This is a genomic window from Salinispira pacifica, from assembly GCF_000507245.1.
Taxonomy (GTDB): domain Bacteria; phylum Spirochaetota; class Spirochaetia; order DSM-27196; family Salinispiraceae; genus Salinispira; species Salinispira pacifica.
On record NC_023035.1, the window covers coordinates 2,671,826 to 2,688,471 of the forward strand.

Here is a 16,646-nt window from a genome sequence, read left to right on the forward strand (position 1 = left end):
GCTATAGTAACGGACATGAAACCGGAATCCAATGACCTTTTTACCGGAAAGCCCGAGGATCATCAAGCTGGAGCCCCGGGCAGCGAACCTCTTGCAAGCCGTATGCGGCCCAGAACCATTCAAGAATTCGCCGGACAGGATCATATCCTTGCCCCGGGACGTCTGCTCAGACGGGCGATAGAAGCCGACCAGCTCAGTTCTCTCATTTTTTCCGGCCCCCCGGGTACCGGAAAGACCACCCTGGCAAGAATTATTGCGAATCATACCCAAAGCAGATTCCAGAGTCTCAACGCCGTTCTCACTGGAGTGAAGGATATCCGTGAGGCGATTGAGGAAGCCCAGAATCAACGGAATTATTATAACACCAGAACCATACTTTTCATCGACGAGGTTCACCGCTGGAATAAATCCCAACAGGATGCCCTTCTTCCCTGGGTGGAAAACGGCACGGTTATTCTCATCGGCGCCACGACCGAAAACCCGTTCTTTGAGGTTAACCAGGCGCTGGTCTCCCGAAGCAGAATATTTCAGCTGAAAAGCCTGGAAGCCCGGGATCTGGAACAGATATTTGATCAGGCCCTGAACGATCCCCTGAGGGGATACGGCAATTATGATATTGAAATTGATGATGATGCAAAGGAGCACCTTATCTCATCCGCCCGTGGGGACGCCCGGAGTCTCCTGGGGGCCCTTGAGCTGGCGGTGGAGACCAGCGTCCCCGACTTTCCCCCTCCCCCGGGAAGCCGGATTCATATAGATATGGGCATTGCCGAGGACAGCATACAGCAGAAGGCGGTGCTGTACGACAAAAGCGGCGATTATCATTTTGACAGCATCTCCGCATTCATCAAGAGCATCAGAGGATCCGATCCAGACGCTGCCCTGTACTGGATGGCCAAAATGGTAAACGCCGGCGAAAGTCCGTCATACATTTTTCGGAGAATGCTCATCAGTGCAGCGGAGGATGTGGGGCTTGCGGATCCCCAGGCCCTGATTCAGGTCCAGTCCGCAGCCCAGGCCTTTGACAGGGTGGGTCTGCCGGAGGGGCAGTTTTTTCTGGCCCAGGCGGCGCTGTATCTTGCCACTTCGCCGAAAAGCAACAGCAGCCTCGGCTTCTTTGACGCTCTTGAGGCGGTAAAGGCCGAATCGGCAATGAGCGAAGTTCCCAACCATCTGAAAGATGCGAACAGAGACAAGGAAGGATTCGGCCACGGCAAGGGGTACCTGTATCCCCACGCCTACGGCGAGCATTGGGTGGCCCAGAATTATCTTCCTGAATCTCTGCGGGGCCGGGTGTTCTACCACGGAGGAAAACTGGGACTGGAAGGTGAACGCTACCCCCGGGTGCTGCGCCGCCGGGAACTGCAGCTTGAAGTTGAGGACGAACCTTTTCAGGAAGTGCTGAGTTATTCTGGAAGCAACAGCTCTTCTCCTGAGTATGCGAAACTCATGAAGCACGGATGGATAGAGCGCAGCCGGGGCTCGGGAAGCATCCGCTGGGAGGAATTGCGGAGCCGGTTGTTCGATTTCCTCCAGGAACACCGGGGGCTGACCAGACACAGCAGGCTTGGAGTGTTCGGCGGCCACATTGCCCCCCTTGTGTGGGAGGGATTGCGACGCTGCCGGGAAGGATTCTGTGCAGGTATTTTTTCCGATGACGGAGAGAAGGAACGTTTCAACTACCTTGCCGCCCAGTTGCCGGAACTGGATGCCCCACTGGTGTTGGGAATGGATGATGAGAAAACCGGACTTCCTCCCATGGACCTCCTTCTCATACACCGGAAACCGGGAAGAGGGCACCGGGAGATTTCGGCAGAAAAGAACCTACGGAAGCTCATTCTCCACAATAATCCCCAGGCGGAAACGGCGGTGCTTGAGCCCGCCCTGGATGAAATGCCGCCGTTCTCCCTGTGGCTGACAGATGTTCTGGAGAGCCCCCGGGGAGCTGAATACCTGCCGGAAATGGATTCTGCGCTCATGGCTGCTTTTCAGGAAGCCGAACGGGCCCATTTCCGGAAATTCAGTCCGGACAGATCCCCCCAGTCTGGAAACGTTTCAAATATCATCACCCTGGACACCGGCAGGGTACCTGACCCGGGAAGTATAGGCTCCTGGCTTGCCAATGAAGACTACCGGAAGGGTTTGTTGGAACATCTGTCTGAAAATGAGCTGAAACGGATTGAACATGGTAGCGGAGGGTTGGCAGCATCGGACACCCGGACGGACCTTCCCAGCTGGAAACGGTATTACCGGATTATCGTTGAATAAGCCCGGGACTGTAGTTTCGCCCATCTCCACCCCGCCCTTTTTCAGCCAATCGGTTGACAAAATGGATGCCTTGCTATATATATAAGCGCTCACGCGGTGGATGTAGTTCAATGGTAGAGCGCCAGATTGTGGTTCTGGTTGTTGCGGGTTCAAGTCCCGTCATCCACCCTGATATTAAGGGTTTCTGCTGCCTGCTCCGGCGGGCGGCGGAAATACCTTCCATGCGTCCGTAGCTCAGCTGGATAGAGTGCCGGACTTCGAATCCGTGGGTCGCAGGTTCGAATCCTGCCGGGCGCGTATAGATCGGCTGATGCAATGTGTACAGCCGTCAATAACTTCATGGGCCGTTAGCTCAGCTGGTAGAGCAGCAGACTCTTAATCTGCGGGTCGAAGGTTCGATCCCTTCACGGCTCAACCAAGGGATGTTCGGGATATTTCCTCGAACATCCCTTTTTTTTACCCCATTCACCTGTAATGACAGATTTCCCGGGCTCGCTGGGTCTGCATAAATCCGTGGTTCTGGCAAATCCATACTTAGCTCCAAACTGGCCGGCCTGTTCAAACTGGCAGGCGGTTTTTTTCGGGGTATATTTTTTCCGGGGATATATTGACACTTTTCCCCCCATTATTTATATTCTGCCCTCAGTGAGACGGGCCGGTGCAGTACAAGCCCGTTTCAGCCGGTCAAGGTACCTGATTCATTTTTTTGAAGAAGCATATTGACCAAAGACATAAACTACTGTAGTATCTGCCATCGCAGTGTCTGCGAGAGTGGTGAAATTGGTAGACACGCTAGATTTAGGATCTAGTGCCGTACGGTGTGAGGGTTCGAGTCCCTCCTCTCGCATCCACTCTCAGCCAGAATCTGGCAGCCGGGGATAATCGGGTCTCCAATATGTTGCACACCTGCGGGAGTAGCTCAGTGGTAGAGCTCTACCTTGCCAAGGTAGATGTCGCGAGTTCGAATCTCGTCTCCCGCTCTACAATATTGAAGCGATCTGGTGAACTCCAGGTCGCTTTTTTTTTCTAAACTGGCCCCGGAATCTGAAATCCGGTACACGATACCCCGGCGCAGATCCTTGAGACCGGTTCACAGGCCATCGGCTAATAACCCCATCGTTCCTCAGGAGAAAGAGATGATCGAATCAAAAAACGTTGAGAGACTTGAAAACAGCAAGGTGCGTCTTTCGGTAACCGTCGCAAAAGAGGCTGCTCAGAAAGAATATGACGGCCTGCTGAAGCAATATTCAAAAAAAGCTCATATCAAGGGCTTTCGCCCCGGCAAGGCTCCGGCAGCAGTTCTTGAACAGAAATTCGGCGACAGCATTCGGGTGGAAGCCGCTCAAAAGCTGATCGAGGAGAGTCTGAAGACGATTTATGAAGAAATCGATGAGAAGCCTCTTCAGTACGCCGCCCCGGAACTGGACGGGGAGCTGGAATTCAACCCCGGTCAGGAGTTCAAGTTCGCAGTAACCTACGATATTTTTCCCGAAGTTGATGTGAAGGAAGCCGGCGGCATAACCGTGGAAGAGCCTCAGGTTACCATTGGAAAAGACGCCATTGAAGCGGAACTGAAGCAAATTCAGGAACAGAATGCCATTGTGAGCGAAAAATCCGAAGGTACCGTGGAAAAAGACAATATCATCACCATCAATTATTCCGAACTTGATGAAAACGGTGAAGAGATCCAGGGAAGCAGCCGGGAGGATTACAGCTTCACCGTAGGAAGCGGATACAATCTCTATAAGATCGATGACGATGTTCTGGGTATGAAACTTGATGAGGAAAAAACCTTCACCAAGAAGTACGGTGATGACGTTGACGACCCATCTCTGGCCGGAGAGACCAAAAATATCAAAGTAAAAGTTACCAAGATCAAGGAGAAGGATCTTCCCGAGCTGGATGATGAACTTGCCCAAGACGTGGATGAGAAATACTCCACCCTGGATGATCTGAAAAAAGACATTAAGAAGCGTCTGGCTACCAACAAGGACAACCAGCTGCGGAAGGTGAAAACCGATGCCCTGGTTGAACAGCTGGTGGAAAAGAATCCCGTAGAGCTTCCCGACAGCATGGTTCAGGCCGAACTCAATGCCAACTGGCAGAATTTTATCCGTCAGTTCGGCGGCGATGAGAAAATGGTTGAATCTCTTCTGGGAGCCCAGAACAATACCCGGGAAACACTGTTCAATGAATGGCGCCCCGGCGCAGAACAGAGACTCAAGAGCCAGATCATCCTCTCCAAGCTCATTGAAGACCGGGAAATCGAGGCTTCCGACGAGGAAGTTGACACTGAAATCAAGAAAGTCGCCGATCAGAACAACATGAGCGAAGAAGAAGTGCGGAACTACTATCAGCAGAACCAGATGATGGAATACATCCGCCAGGACATCAAAGAACGCAAACTGGTGGACCGGCTACTGGAAGAGAATACCGTGAAGAAAGGGAAAAAAGTGAAGTATCTGGACTTCATTCAGTCAAATGCGTAGATTGTAGGGAAAATCAATTAACAGGAACTCAGTATGAACGTACAAAATAACAATCTTGTTCCGGTGGTAATCGAGCAAACCGGTGTTGGCGAACGCAGTTACGACATTTACAGCCGGCTCCTGAAAGACCGCATTATTTTCCTGGACGGCGAAATACACGATATTAACGCAGACATAGTGGTGGCACAGCTGCTGTTTCTGGAAAGCCAGGATCCGGATAAAGATATTTCCCTGTATATCAATTCGCCCGGCGGGTCGGTAACCGCCGGACTGGCCATTTACGATACCATTCAGTACATCAGGGCGGACGTACAGACCATCTGTATGGGACAGGCTGCCAGCATGGCCGCCGTTCTGCTGGCCTCGGGTACGGCGGGAAAACGTCTGGCACTGCCCTCCTCCAGGGTGCTTCTTCATCAGCCCTGGGGCGGCGTTCAGGGTCAGGCCAGCGACATCGGTATTCAGGCCCGGGAAATGGTTCGACTGAAAAACCTGCTCATCGATATTTTCGTGAACCACAGCGGACAGGACCGGGATACGGTAATCCGGGATCTTGAGCGGGACTTTTTCATGGGCGCTGAAGAAAGCAAGGAATACGGCATCGTGGACAGTGTACTTGTCCGGGGGAAGAATGAGTAAAAAAACAGACAACAACAAATCATGTTCGTTCTGCGGCAAGCCCGGGGATTATGCCCGAAGGCTTATCGCAGGACCGGGTGTTTACATCTGCGATGAATGTGTAAATGTCTGTAAGAAAATTCTTGATGAAGAAGAGGATGAGATCACCACGGACTTCCTTGATGAAGTCCCCAGTCCTCAGGAAATCAAGGAATATCTGGATGAATATGTGGTGGGTCAGGACCCTGCAAAAAAGGTTCTCTCCGTGGCAGTGTACAATCACTACAAACGGATAACCCAGAAACATCATCTCGAAGACGATATTGAAATAGAAAAATCCAATGTTCTCATGCTGGGCCCCACCGGTACGGGAAAAACCCTGCTTGCACGGACTCTTGCCCGGAAACTGAAGGTGCCGTTTGCAATAGCCGACGCCACCACCCTCACCGAGGCGGGTTACGTGGGGGAAGATGTGGAGAACATCCTGCTGAAGCTGTATCAGGCGGCGGGACAGGATGTATCAGCCACCGAACGGGGCATTATCTACATCGATGAAATTGATAAAATCGGCCGGAAGGGCGAAAATGTTTCCATAACCCGGGATGTGAGCGGTGAAGGTGTACAGCAGGCCCTGCTGAAAATCATTGAGGGCAGCATCGCATCCGTACCCCCCCAGGGCGGACGGAAACATCCCAGCCAGGAAATGATCAAAATCGATACCAGCAATATTCTGTTCATACTGGGCGGAGCATTTGTAGGCCTGGACAAGATTATTGAAGGCCGAATTTCCGAACACCCCATGGGATTCGGAGCTACTGTGAAACCCAAACATGAGGATACGGCTGCATTGTTTAAATCCCTGCACCCCGACGACCTGGTGAAATTCGGACTGATTCCGGAGTTCGTGGGACGTCTTCCCATCCATGTGGCACTGGACAAACTGCAGGAAGAAGATCTGGTACGAATACTTCTGGAACCCCGGAACTCCATCGTGAAGCAGTACACCGCCAGCCTGAAACTGGATGATGTTGAACTGAAATTCGATGAAGATGCGGTAAAAGCCATTGCCGGAACTGCTATCAGCAGAAAAACCGGTGCCCGTGGACTGCGTTCCATTGTAGAATCCACAATGATCGACATCATGTTTGACCTTCCCTCCATAGAAGGGGAAAAACAGGTTATTATTACCGAAGAAGTGGTAATCAACGGTACACGGCCGGAAATAATTCAGAAAACGAAGAAAACTGCCTGATACTTCCAATATAACGAGGCAGAATATGAAAATATTCACGAAACCAAAGGCTGGAGGGGCAGTAAACGAACTGCCCCTTATTGCCATTAAAGATCTTGTACTCTTCCCCCATTCCGCCAGCCCGGTGTACATCCAGAAATCCGCCGGGCTCAAATCTGTGGAACAGGCCATGTCCGGCAAGCGTCAGATCATGCTTGCCTATTTCAGCGGTGACGAGACTGCCCTGAAGATGGAAAATCTGAACACAGTGGGTACGGTTGCCCGGATCGTCCAGGTGATGAAGCTGCCCAACAACAGCTCCCGAATTCTCCTGGAAGGAGTTGAACGGGGGGAAATTCAGAGCATACATCAGAATGACGGCATATTTACCGCCAAAGTGCAAAGCCTTTCTCTGGAGAACCAGCTCACACCGGATGTGGCAACCCGCATGCGGGCTCTTCAGGATAATTTCAAAACCTTCGCAAGAGACAACAAAAAAATTCCCCGGGAACTGCTTCAGGCCATCGGCAGAGCGGATAACCCCCATAATCTCATTGATCAGATCCTCTCCCAGACCGGTATTCCCTATCAGCGAAAGCTTGAGTTTCTGAACCAGACCGACACCATTCAAAGGCTGGATGACCTTGCCCTGGAGCTGGAATCGGAGACGGAGATTCAAAGTCTCCGCAAGGATATCAGCAAAAGAGTCAAACAGCGGATGGACGACAACCATCGGGAATTTGTGATCAATGAACAGATCAAGGAGCTCAACAAGGAGCTGGGAAAGGAAGAAAGCGATCCTACCGGGGTGAAGGAACTGGAGCGGCATTTTGAGCAGGCCGACCTTCCGGAAGAAGTTCAGGCCAAGGTGGAAACCGAGCTGAAGCGGCTGAAACGCCTCCAGCCCATCAGCCCCGAGGCGGGAATTCTCCGGGGCTACCTGGAATGGATTGCCGACCTTCCCTGGAATAATTTCAGTGAGGACCGGATCGACCTGGATGAAGCGGCATCCATTCTCGACCAGGATCATTACAACATGAAGGAACCGAAGGACCGGATACTGGACTTCCTTGCGGTACTTCAGATGAAGCAGAACATGAAAGGTCCCATTCTCTGTTTCGTCGGACCTCCGGGAACCGGGAAAACCAGCCTGGGGAAAAGCCTTGCCCGGGCCATGGGCCGGGAATTTGTCCGTATCAGCCTGGGAGGTGTGAGGGATGAAGCAGAAATCCGGGGACACCGCCGAACCTATGTGGGCGCCCTGCCCGGTAAGATCATTCAGGGACTGAAGCGGGCCGGAAGTTCAAACCCCGTATTTCTTCTGGACGAAATAGATAAGCTCTCTTCCGATCATCGGGGAGACCCCAGTTCCGCACTTCTTGAAGTACTGGATCCGGAACAGAATAAAAACTTCGTGGACCATTACATGGAGGTGGCGGTGGATCTTTCCAAAGTGCTATTTGTCACCACCGCCAACAGCCTTCACGGAATTCCATATCCTCTCCTGGACCGGATGGAAATCATCCAGATCCCAGGCTATACATCAATCGAGAAGAGTAAAATCGCCGAAGGATTCATAATCCCCAAGCAGCTGAAAGAACATGGTCTGGATTGGGCAGATGTAAAATTCTCCAAGGAAGCTGTCAAAACGGTGATCGACGGATATACCCGGGAAAGCGGCGTGCGGAATCTTGAGCGGGAAATCGCCAAGGCTCTTCGGAAAATCGCCCGCAAAGCGGTTGAGGACGGCATTATCCCCCCTCAGGAAGTATCTGACACCGATATCGACTCCGGGGAAGCAGAACCTTCAGAAACCGATCAAGCCGACAAAAGCGACACTCCACAGGACGTCTCTGAACAGGATGCCGCTGAACAGGACGGCTCTGAACCAGACGATGCGGCACATCCGGAATTTAAATTCCATGTGGGTACCCGGGATGTGAAAAAGCTGCTGGGCACCAGAAAATTCGACACGGATATTCTCTACAAGGATAATCCGGCGGGGCTCGTGTACGGGATGGCCTGGACAGAGCTGGGCGGGAAGCTGCTTCCCGTGGAAGCCATTATCCTCAACCCCGAAGGATCGGGAGATATGACTCTCACCGGCAGTCTGGGAGATGTTATGAAGGAGAGCGCCCGAATAGCTCTCTCGGTTGCCCGAAAAATCATCGAAGACGGTGTGCTGGAAGTGGAATCTGATATTGCAGTCAAGGCGGACATTCACATTCATGTTCCCGAAGGCGCCATCCCCAAAGACGGCCCAAGCGCCGGTATCACCCTCACAACTGCCCTGCTGTCCATCTTTAGCGGAAAACAGCTGCCCGAATTCACCGCCATGACCGGTGAGATCACCCTGACCGGGAGAATCCTGCCGGTGGGAGGAATCAAGGAAAAAGTACTGGCCGCCCACAGAAACGGGTTCAAGACCATTCTGCTTCCGGCAAAAAATTCAAAGGATTACGAAGAACTTCCCCCGGAGGTGAAAAAAGCAGTCACATTTCATTTCGTAGAGGATATTCATCAGGCAATCTCACATATTTTTCTTGCAGAATAAGTTAGCCTTACCCTATACTTTAATGGAGAGCAGCTATTTGAGGAGGCAATTGTGGTAAACCTACGGAAGGCACTGGGTGTCGCAGTTTTTTTTCTGATTCTGGCCACATTCCCGCTTACATCCCAGGAAGTACCGGAAGAGAATTCATCGGTATACTATGTGAAAAGTCTTGTGATTAATCAGATCGCCATCGGCGATTACGGCTACAGAGTTACCTATCTGAACGGCAGAGGCAGACTGCATAACGCCTACCTGCCCCACGAATGGTTCTCGGCAGCTGCAGGTCAGGGGGAGCAGATTGAAACCTGGTCCAAATCCGCACCGTATATGGAAGTCTATTACGAAAACGGAGCCTTTTCCCATGTGAGGATTTTTGTCATTCCCACATATGACCACATCAGCTGGACGGTTCTCAGGGATGACGAGGACACCGAGCAGAACTTCACTGCGGATACGCTGGAAATCAACTACAACTGAGGCCAAAACCCATAGATGCAATATACGCCGGTCCCCCCATCTCTTATCGATTTAATCGCTACTCATGATCTATTCTATATAGTCTCCCATGTGGATCCCGACGGAGACTGTATAGGTTCCAGTCTTGCACTGGGGGAATTTCTTACACGGCTGGGCAAAAGCGTGCAGTATTTTAACGAGGGGCCCTTCGGTCGAAGGGAGATCAAGGAGTTCGCCCACTTCTTCCACTCCGGTTTCAGCCGGGAGCATCGGCGCAATAAGGACAGTGCGGTGGCGGTGGTCCTGGACTGTTCCACTCTGGACCGTATCGGTTCGCTGGCGGATGATGTGGCGGACATGACCACAGCAGTGATAGATCATCACAGCAGCGGCAGAGATTTCGGGGATGTGAAGTTCATTAACCCGAGCTGCCCATCCACTAGCCTTCTTGTCCAGCAGCTGATTGAAAGCCTTGGCGAAAAACCTACTCTGAAAGAATCCGAGTATATATTTTTCGCCTTCGCCACCGATACGGGCTTTTTTCGCCATTTGGGAGAAAATTCTCAGGCCAGTTTTCAGCTGGTTGCAAAGCTGGTGGAAGCCGGAGCTTCTCCTAGAAGGATGTATGAACAGATATCCAGCGGAGTAAGTCTGGAAAGCCGCCAGCATCTGGGAATGCTTCTCAACAGGGTTGAAAGCCATTTTCAGGGTAAATTCCTGTATACCTGGGAAAATCTTCAGGAGATCAACAGCTACGGTCGAACTAACCGGGACTCAGACAGTCTCTACCAGCAGCTGATGAATGTGGAAGGGGTTGAAATCCTGTTGGTACTCCGGGAAGAAGAACCGGGAAAGGCAGCCGGTAGCATTCGAACCCGCGAGGTCATAGATGCAGGCAAACTGGCAGCCCGTTTCGGCGGGGGAGGACATGCCCGGGCAGCGGGTTTTCTCAGCGATCTCAGCGTGGAAGAGACCCGTAAACAGGTATTTCCTGTTATCGAGAAGCTGCTCTCCTCGTTGTAAGAACCGGAGCCGCACATGGATTCCTTACAGATATAAACATGTAAAAAGATCTTCGGAATACAATCAGGTCGGGTTTTTCCCCGGTTATGGTATTAAGGAGATATGACCATGAACCTTACACAGAAAGTGATTTGCTATCAGCGGGGAAGGTGGACTCTCACGGCACTTCTCCAGGACATCCGAATCCTGCTTACCAGGTGGCTGATACGGGACTTTCACTGGTCCCAGGAAGATGCAGACGATTTCTTTTTCCAGATCAGACCCAAGGTGATTCGGCATATCCGACGTTTTCATTTTGAAAACACAAGCTTCTCCCACTACCTGCGGAAAATGGTCAGCCGACAGGTGTACAGCTACCAGAGCGGCATACTTCAGAACAGAAAGCGCAGCGAGCACATAGCAGCTCATATCTCCCGCTCGTATTTGCCGGTTGTTTCGGGCCTTCATCTCCAGTATGAAACCCGGGAAGGGCTGTGGCCTGAGTCCCGCACTCCCGACGAGGAGTACTTCAGAAAAGATATTTCCCGTCATATAGAAGAGGACGCCCGGGACGGCACAGATGACCCGGAACCACGGTTCATGGAGAGTGAAAAAAGAAACCTCCTGATCCACTCGCTGAAAGAGTCTATTCATTGGGATGATGCGGTAATCTCCCGTCTCAGCAGGGAAACGGGCATCAGCACCACCAGGATCCTGGGGTATCGGCAGGAACTGTTTACCTGCATTGAGAAAAAGCTGGAGAGAAAAAACAAGCTTCAGGATATTAACACAAGGAAATATCTGAAGCTCAGTTTCGGCCCCCAGGACACAGCGCTTCAGGAGGGCAGAAGGGAGCGCTACCATCGATCCACTCAAAAACTGAAGCGATGCAGCATCAAACCCACTCACAGAGATATCGCAAACTGCACCGGCATTCCCAAAGGTACGGTGGACAGCAATCTTCATAAAGGTCTCAGAAGGAACTTGAAGGGCGGACATTAAGCCGCTATTCTTAGCTCCATGGATATACTCGTAGCCAGCAATAACCATCATAAAATCGAAGAATTGTCCCTCATTCTGCCGGGACACCACCTGATACCGGTGAACAGGTATCTGGAGGACTTCGATCCCGAGGAAACCGGCAGCACATTCCTGGAAAACAGTCTGATTAAATCCCGCAGTCTCTTCCATCGCCTCTCCCCGGAGGACCGGGAAATCCTTGCGGTTCTCGCCGATGATTCAGGGCTTTCTGTGGATGCTCTGAACGGAAGACCGGGCATTTATTCATCCCGCTTCGGCCATCATGAAGCAGGACGTACACTCAGTTCGGAAGAACAGAATTCCCTACTCCTGGAAAAACTGGCCGGTCTTCCCCCATCCCGAAGAAGCGCGCGCTATATCTGCTGCATGAGTCTGATCCTGGATTCAAACCGGATATATACCGCTCAGGAAAGCTGGGAAGGCCGCATTGCCGCCACGCCATCTTCTGCCGCGGGCGGCTTCGGATACGATCCAATCTTCTGGCTTCCCGGGAAAGAGTGTACGGTTGCGGACATAAGCGCTGAGGAGAAACGTTTGCTCAGTCACCGGGGAAAAGCCGCCCGAGCAATAGCCGCAATGCTCCCGGATAATCCATAGCCGGATTTCCCATCCACGTTATTCAGTGTTATATTGTTCTCATCAGTGCTGCGGCCGGTTCTCTTTGGTGGAGCAGGCATATCAGCAGAAACAAATTTTAGGAGAAGTCATTGAGCGTAAATCCCACACGTGCACGGAAGGATGTTCCGGCACATGAAAAATGGAATCTGAACGCTCTGTTTCCCGACGATGCAGCATGGGAACAGGGATTCGAAGACCTGAAAAACCAATATACAGAAATAGAAACCTACCGGGGCAGTCTGGCCGACGCACCGGAGAATTTGAGAGACTGTCTGAACAGGATGTTTGAACTTGAAAAGCTGGGCGAACGGCTGGGATATTATGCCTTCTTAAAGATGACGGAAGATCAGGGTGACAGTGCCAGTCAGTCCCGGCAGGCACGGTTCATGCAGCTTGAAAGCAAAGTATCCGCTTCCATGAGCTTCATGACCCCGGAGATTCAGGAAATACCGGATTCAACCATGAAAGAATGGCTGAATCGTGATGATTTCACAGAATACCGCATATACCTGGAAAAACTGCTCAGATTCAAACCCCATGTGCTCTCCCCCGCCGAGGAAAAGCTCATGGCCATGCAAAGCGAGTCTGCCCAGACAGCTTCCAAGACCTTCAGCGCACTTCTGGATGTGGATATGGATTTCGGTACGGTGAAAACTCCACAGGGCGAAAAACCCCTTACCAACAGCACCTTCGGAAGTTTCATGCAGAATCCTGAACGGGAGGTACGCAAGGAAGCCTACGGCAAGTACTACTCCCATCTGGATTCCCACAAAAACACCCTGGCCTCTTTGTACACCGGAAGCGTGAATCAGGACGTGTACCGTTCACAGGCCCGGGGCTATTCATCAAGTCTTGAGTACGCACTCTTTCCTGATAAGGTTGACCCCAAGGTGTATCACAACCTTGTGGAAACCGTGAACAAAAATCTTCCCTCGCTCCACGCATACTACCGGCTTCGAAAAGAAAAACAGGGAATCAGCGACTACAGCCTCATCGACACCAAGGTACCGCTGATAGCAGATATCAAAATGGAACACAGCTATGATGAAGCCGTAGCAGTAATTGAAAAAGCCCTGCAGCCTTTAGGTGACGAATATGTAAGCACTCTTTCAAAGGGCCTGAGAGGCGGTTCCAACGGCGGCTGGGTGGATAAATATGAAAACAAGGGGAAACGCAGCGGTGCGTTCTCTGCCGGCAGTTTCTACGGTGAGCCGTATATCCTCATGAATTACAAGGAAGATCTTCTCCGGGATCTATTCACCCTGGCTCATGAGGGCGGACACTCCATGCATTCATGGTATTCATCCAGAAACAATCCGTTTCCCCATTACAATTACACCATTTTCGAAGCGGAAGTGGCCTCCACATTCAACGAACAGCTGTTGTTTCATCATATGATGAGCAGCAACGATGATCCCAAATTGAAAGCTTACCTCATAAACAAGCGGATAGATGACATGATCGGAACCATATTCCGTCAAACCATGTTCGCCGAGTTTGAACTGCGCTGTCATCAAATGGTTGAAAACGGCGAGGCCCTCACCGTCCAGAGTCTCCAGGACGAGTATCGGAAACTTCTTGTGAACTATTTCGGGGAAGATGTTGAACTGCCCGAACTTTCAGCCCTGGAAGGATTGAGAATTCCCCATTTTTACCGGGCATTCTATGTATACAAATACGCAACAGGTTTGAGTGCGGCTATCAGTCTCAGTCAAAGAGTTCTCAACGGGGGTGATACAGAACGGGAAGATTACTTCAAATTCCTGAAAAGCGGCGGCAGCCGGTTTCCTCTGGAAAGCCTGGCAGTGGCGGGAGTTGATATGTCCAGTCCCGAGCCCATCCAGAATGCGATGGATCTGTTTGATGATCTGGTGAAAAAGCTGTCTGCATACTGACACACATCATCCGGCAGCACCCGCCTTGCTGGTGCTGCCGGATTGTACCATTTTTCTGGTATTTCTTCTTATTCCACTGAGGTGTTTTGTCTCAAATAGACTTCCACAGAACGAATCCCTTCGGTTCCGTATGCCCTGCTCCGCTGATTCGCACGGACTGAGTGGGTCTGACCGAGGAGATTTTTCAGTTCCACATCACCTTCTTCCACGACAAGATTTGAGCCGTTGAATGTAAAAACCGTTCCCCGGACACTTGCTGTGGCAACCGGACTCTGTATTTCGTACCGTATTCCCATATCTTCCGTATCGGCCTTTTTCACCCTGGATCGTAACCCGCCGCTTCGGACATACAGACTTGTGCTGCCCCCGTCTGTACCGTCATCGACAATATCAAAATCGCTGAGAGAGCGGACATCCACCTGATCACCGTTAATATCCAGGGACAGGCTGGCCCCCTGGGAGGCGAAAATCCGGGTTCCGGATTCTACGCTGCTGTCCGCTGTGAGAAGCTGCCAGCTTCCGTTTTCCGCCGCATGATACACACGCCCTTCCATCTCCAGTATGCCCACAGAATTGGCACTCAATGCGGCTGCAGCCAGGAGCAGTGCAGAGATTACTATTGCGTTCTTCATACCTACCTCCAATTATTAATACCTGTATTCCAAAGTGAATTGAGCAAGGGGAATGTTCGCCTCCCCTCCCTGAATCAATATCCAGTCCATTTGAAGATCAAGTGCAAGATCCCGTGTAAAACGCTGTCTGAGTCCGATATTTCCCCCTGCAGCAATAAAACCGGTACGGCTGTCAAAGCTCGAATCGTTTATCAGCCCCCGGCCCTGGGCAGTTTTTCCGGCTGCATAGACTCCAGCCCTCCACCCCAGGGCATTCCCGTATGCTCTGGAGCTTTGATACAACAGGCCCTCTGCATCCAGAGCGGAATACCATGTTCTGCTCTCAATAAAGTTGATATGTTCCGGAATAAACCCTACACCCTGGGGGAGGACAAAATCGCCGAACGAAGCAAAGCCTGTCAGCCCCAGCCTGGGTGCAAACTTGCCGTCGGGATACCCCCGAACTTCCAAAAGGGAGGCTGCAGAGTTTTCAAATCCGCCGGAAGAGGACAAGGAAGAAAATGAACCGAAAAACGTATAAAACATTCTCCGGCTGAGAGAACCGGTCATTCCTGCGGAAATCGACAGATGATCCCTGTCCTGTTCCGGGGATTCACGTATCAGATCCCGATACACCGCTAAAACAAACGGACTCTGCCGGCCGATCAGTTCGGGGAAGAGCAGCTGAAGTCTTCCGGTCAGTGCTGAAGGGGCGAAATCCAGTTCCAGCCAGGGGGGAACCCCATCCAAACCCGGGAGGAGATCATCAGCAGGCAGTTCAGTCTCATCTGCAGACCCGCCTTCAGCAAGTACCTGCATCACCTCAGTCCGGGCATTTTCATTGAAGTCATTAAAGAGAAAACCAGTGTAGCCAAGCCCCGCTTCTAATGAGATCAGTCGGCAAGTATAGACAATATTGATCCCGTCGAAGTTTATGGGTGAAAAATACCCCAGGGGATCGGTATTCATTACTCTCCCGACAGCAATAGAAGATGCAACTGCTGAACCCCCGGTTCCAACAGCCCGGTCACCCCCCAGCTTGCTCCCTGTAATCATTACCCGGTACAAAAACTGTGAAACTCCGGGAACCACTGATATGCCCGAATCCGAGAAATCAGCCCGGATACCCAGGTCGATATCCGTAAGAAAACCGGACTCATTGCTGCTGTACGGTTGAATACCCAATGAGTTGCTCGACTCCAAAACGCCACCGTTGATACTCGAGCCCAGGGATACTCCCTGTTTGCTTTCAAAATTAATTTGTTCGGGGTATGCATGAACCAGCATAAAGAACATTAAAAACATCATGATCGGCAGACGTTGTATTCCGGATTTGGCGTGTCCTGGTTGTATCATAGAATCCCTTCTCTCCATTGTTCATATCTGGAAATTATCCGTATCAACTGCCGTCCGTTCACATAATCAGAAGGCCTCGCTTCAGGATTGAAAATACGAATATATTTTACGTCCCGGAAATAGCTGTCCGGGCTTTTGAATACACGAGCCGAAATGCTCAGCGGAATGGAACTATCAAGCTTTGCTAAAAGTTCTGCTAATTCTGCATTTGTCAGCGGATCATCGGGTCTTTCCACCAGTTGATCCTCTGAGTTTGCGGCAAAAATTTGATATGCCTGCGCACGGCTGATCTGTTCTTCATCGATAACAGTTAAGAGAACAGAATCATCAATGGTGAATACACCGCCCGGTGTATTGATCATCGTACTTGCATCTTCAGCGAGTACCAGCGGTGCGGAAATCCACACTGCAATCAGCAGGAGGAACCACGTTTTGTAATATTTCAGTTGATTATTCTTCATTTTAGCATCACCTTACGTGATAAGATATTGCCGAAATATACGCAAT

Annotated in this window: 13 protein-coding genes and 5 tRNA genes; 15 read left to right on the forward strand and 3 right to left on the reverse strand. The window is 51.2% G+C overall.

Features of this window, described 5'->3' with window-relative positions; all coding sequences use genetic code 11:
- The first annotated feature begins 15 nt into the window (after window positions 1-15).
- From L21SP2_RS17390 to pepF, 15 genes are all read left to right on the forward strand, one after another.
- Window positions 16-2,268 (forward strand): AAA family ATPase, encoded by a 2,253-nt coding sequence (locus L21SP2_RS17390; RefSeq protein ID WP_024268756.1) that lies wholly within the window; start codon window positions 16-18, stop codon window positions 2,266-2,268.
- 96 nt (window positions 2,269-2,364) lie between these two features.
- Window positions 2,365-2,436: transfer RNA gene (locus tag L21SP2_RS11790), tRNA-His, on the forward strand.
- 55 nt (window positions 2,437-2,491) lie between these two features.
- Window positions 2,492-2,565: transfer RNA gene (locus tag L21SP2_RS11795), tRNA-Arg, on the forward strand.
- Window positions 2,566-2,609: 44 nt separating this feature from the next.
- A tRNA-Lys gene (locus L21SP2_RS11800) sits at window positions 2,610-2,682 on the forward strand.
- Window positions 2,683-3,033: 351 nt separating this feature from the next.
- A tRNA-Leu gene (locus L21SP2_RS11810) sits at window positions 3,034-3,115 on the forward strand.
- Window positions 3,116-3,176: 61 nt separating this feature from the next.
- Window positions 3,177-3,248: transfer RNA gene (locus tag L21SP2_RS11815), tRNA-Gly, on the forward strand.
- Between the two features lie 156 nt (window positions 3,249-3,404).
- Complete coding sequence (gene tig / locus L21SP2_RS11820; RefSeq protein ID WP_024268757.1) at window positions 3,405-4,757, forward strand: trigger factor; 1,353 nt, start codon at window positions 3,405-3,407, stop codon at window positions 4,755-4,757.
- Between the two features lie 33 nt (window positions 4,758-4,790).
- On the forward strand, window positions 4,791-5,396 hold the full coding sequence (gene clpP / locus L21SP2_RS11825; RefSeq protein ID WP_024268758.1) for an ATP-dependent Clp endopeptidase proteolytic subunit ClpP: 606 nt from the start codon (window positions 4,791-4,793) through the stop codon (window positions 5,394-5,396).
- A complete protein-coding gene (gene clpX, locus L21SP2_RS11830) occupies window positions 5,389-6,627 on the forward strand; it encodes an ATP-dependent protease ATP-binding subunit ClpX (protein WP_024268759.1) in 1,239 nt (412 codons plus the stop codon). Before clpP ends, clpX begins: the two co-directional genes overlap by 8 nt.
- A gap of 25 nt (window positions 6,628-6,652) precedes the next feature.
- The gene (gene lon / locus L21SP2_RS11835) at window positions 6,653-9,160 is read left to right on the forward strand and encodes an endopeptidase La (protein WP_024268760.1); all 2,508 of its coding nucleotides are present in this window, start codon (window positions 6,653-6,655) and stop codon (window positions 9,158-9,160) included.
- A 51-nt stretch (window positions 9,161-9,211) separates the two neighbouring features.
- On the forward strand, window positions 9,212-9,637 hold the full coding sequence (locus tag L21SP2_RS11840) for a hypothetical protein (protein ID WP_024268761.1): 426 nt from the start codon (window positions 9,212-9,214) through the stop codon (window positions 9,635-9,637).
- 15 nt (window positions 9,638-9,652) lie between these two features.
- Complete coding sequence (locus L21SP2_RS11845; protein ID WP_041401534.1) at window positions 9,653-10,639, forward strand: DHH family phosphoesterase; 987 nt, start codon at window positions 9,653-9,655, stop codon at window positions 10,637-10,639.
- Window positions 10,640-10,747: 108 nt separating this feature from the next.
- On the forward strand, window positions 10,748-11,620 hold the full coding sequence (locus L21SP2_RS11850) for a hypothetical protein (protein WP_024268763.1): 873 nt from the start codon (window positions 10,748-10,750) through the stop codon (window positions 11,618-11,620).
- Between the two features lie 18 nt (window positions 11,621-11,638).
- The gene (locus L21SP2_RS11855; protein ID WP_024268764.1) at window positions 11,639-12,256 is read left to right on the forward strand and encodes a non-canonical purine NTP pyrophosphatase; all 618 of its coding nucleotides are present in this window, start codon (window positions 11,639-11,641) and stop codon (window positions 12,254-12,256) included.
- Window positions 12,257-12,366: 110 nt separating this feature from the next.
- On the forward strand, window positions 12,367-14,172 hold the full coding sequence (gene pepF, locus L21SP2_RS11860; RefSeq protein ID WP_024268765.1) for an oligoendopeptidase F: 1,806 nt from the start codon (window positions 12,367-12,369) through the stop codon (window positions 14,170-14,172).
- A gap of 68 nt (window positions 14,173-14,240) precedes the next feature.
- Here the strand turns inward: pepF and L21SP2_RS11865 are convergent, their stop codons facing one another.
- The 3 genes from L21SP2_RS11865 to L21SP2_RS11875 are packed head-to-tail and all read right to left on the reverse strand — an operon-like array spanning window position 14,241 to window position 16,600.
- Window positions 14,241-14,804 carry a FecR domain-containing protein gene (locus L21SP2_RS11865; protein WP_024268766.1) on the reverse strand — a complete coding sequence of 188 codons (564 nt, stop codon included), beginning with the start codon at window positions 14,802-14,804 and terminating at the stop codon, window positions 14,241-14,243.
- 15 nt (window positions 14,805-14,819) lie between these two features.
- Window positions 14,820-16,139, reverse strand: coding sequence for a hypothetical protein (locus L21SP2_RS11870; RefSeq protein ID WP_024268767.1), 1,320 nt, complete (start codon window positions 16,137-16,139; stop codon window positions 14,820-14,822).
- Window positions 16,136-16,600: a hypothetical protein gene (locus L21SP2_RS11875; RefSeq protein ID WP_024268768.1), complete on the reverse strand. Its 465-nt coding sequence runs from the start codon at window positions 16,598-16,600 to the stop codon at window positions 16,136-16,138. Before L21SP2_RS11875 ends, L21SP2_RS11870 begins: the two co-directional genes overlap by 4 nt.
- Window positions 16,601-16,646: the final 46 nt, after the last annotated feature.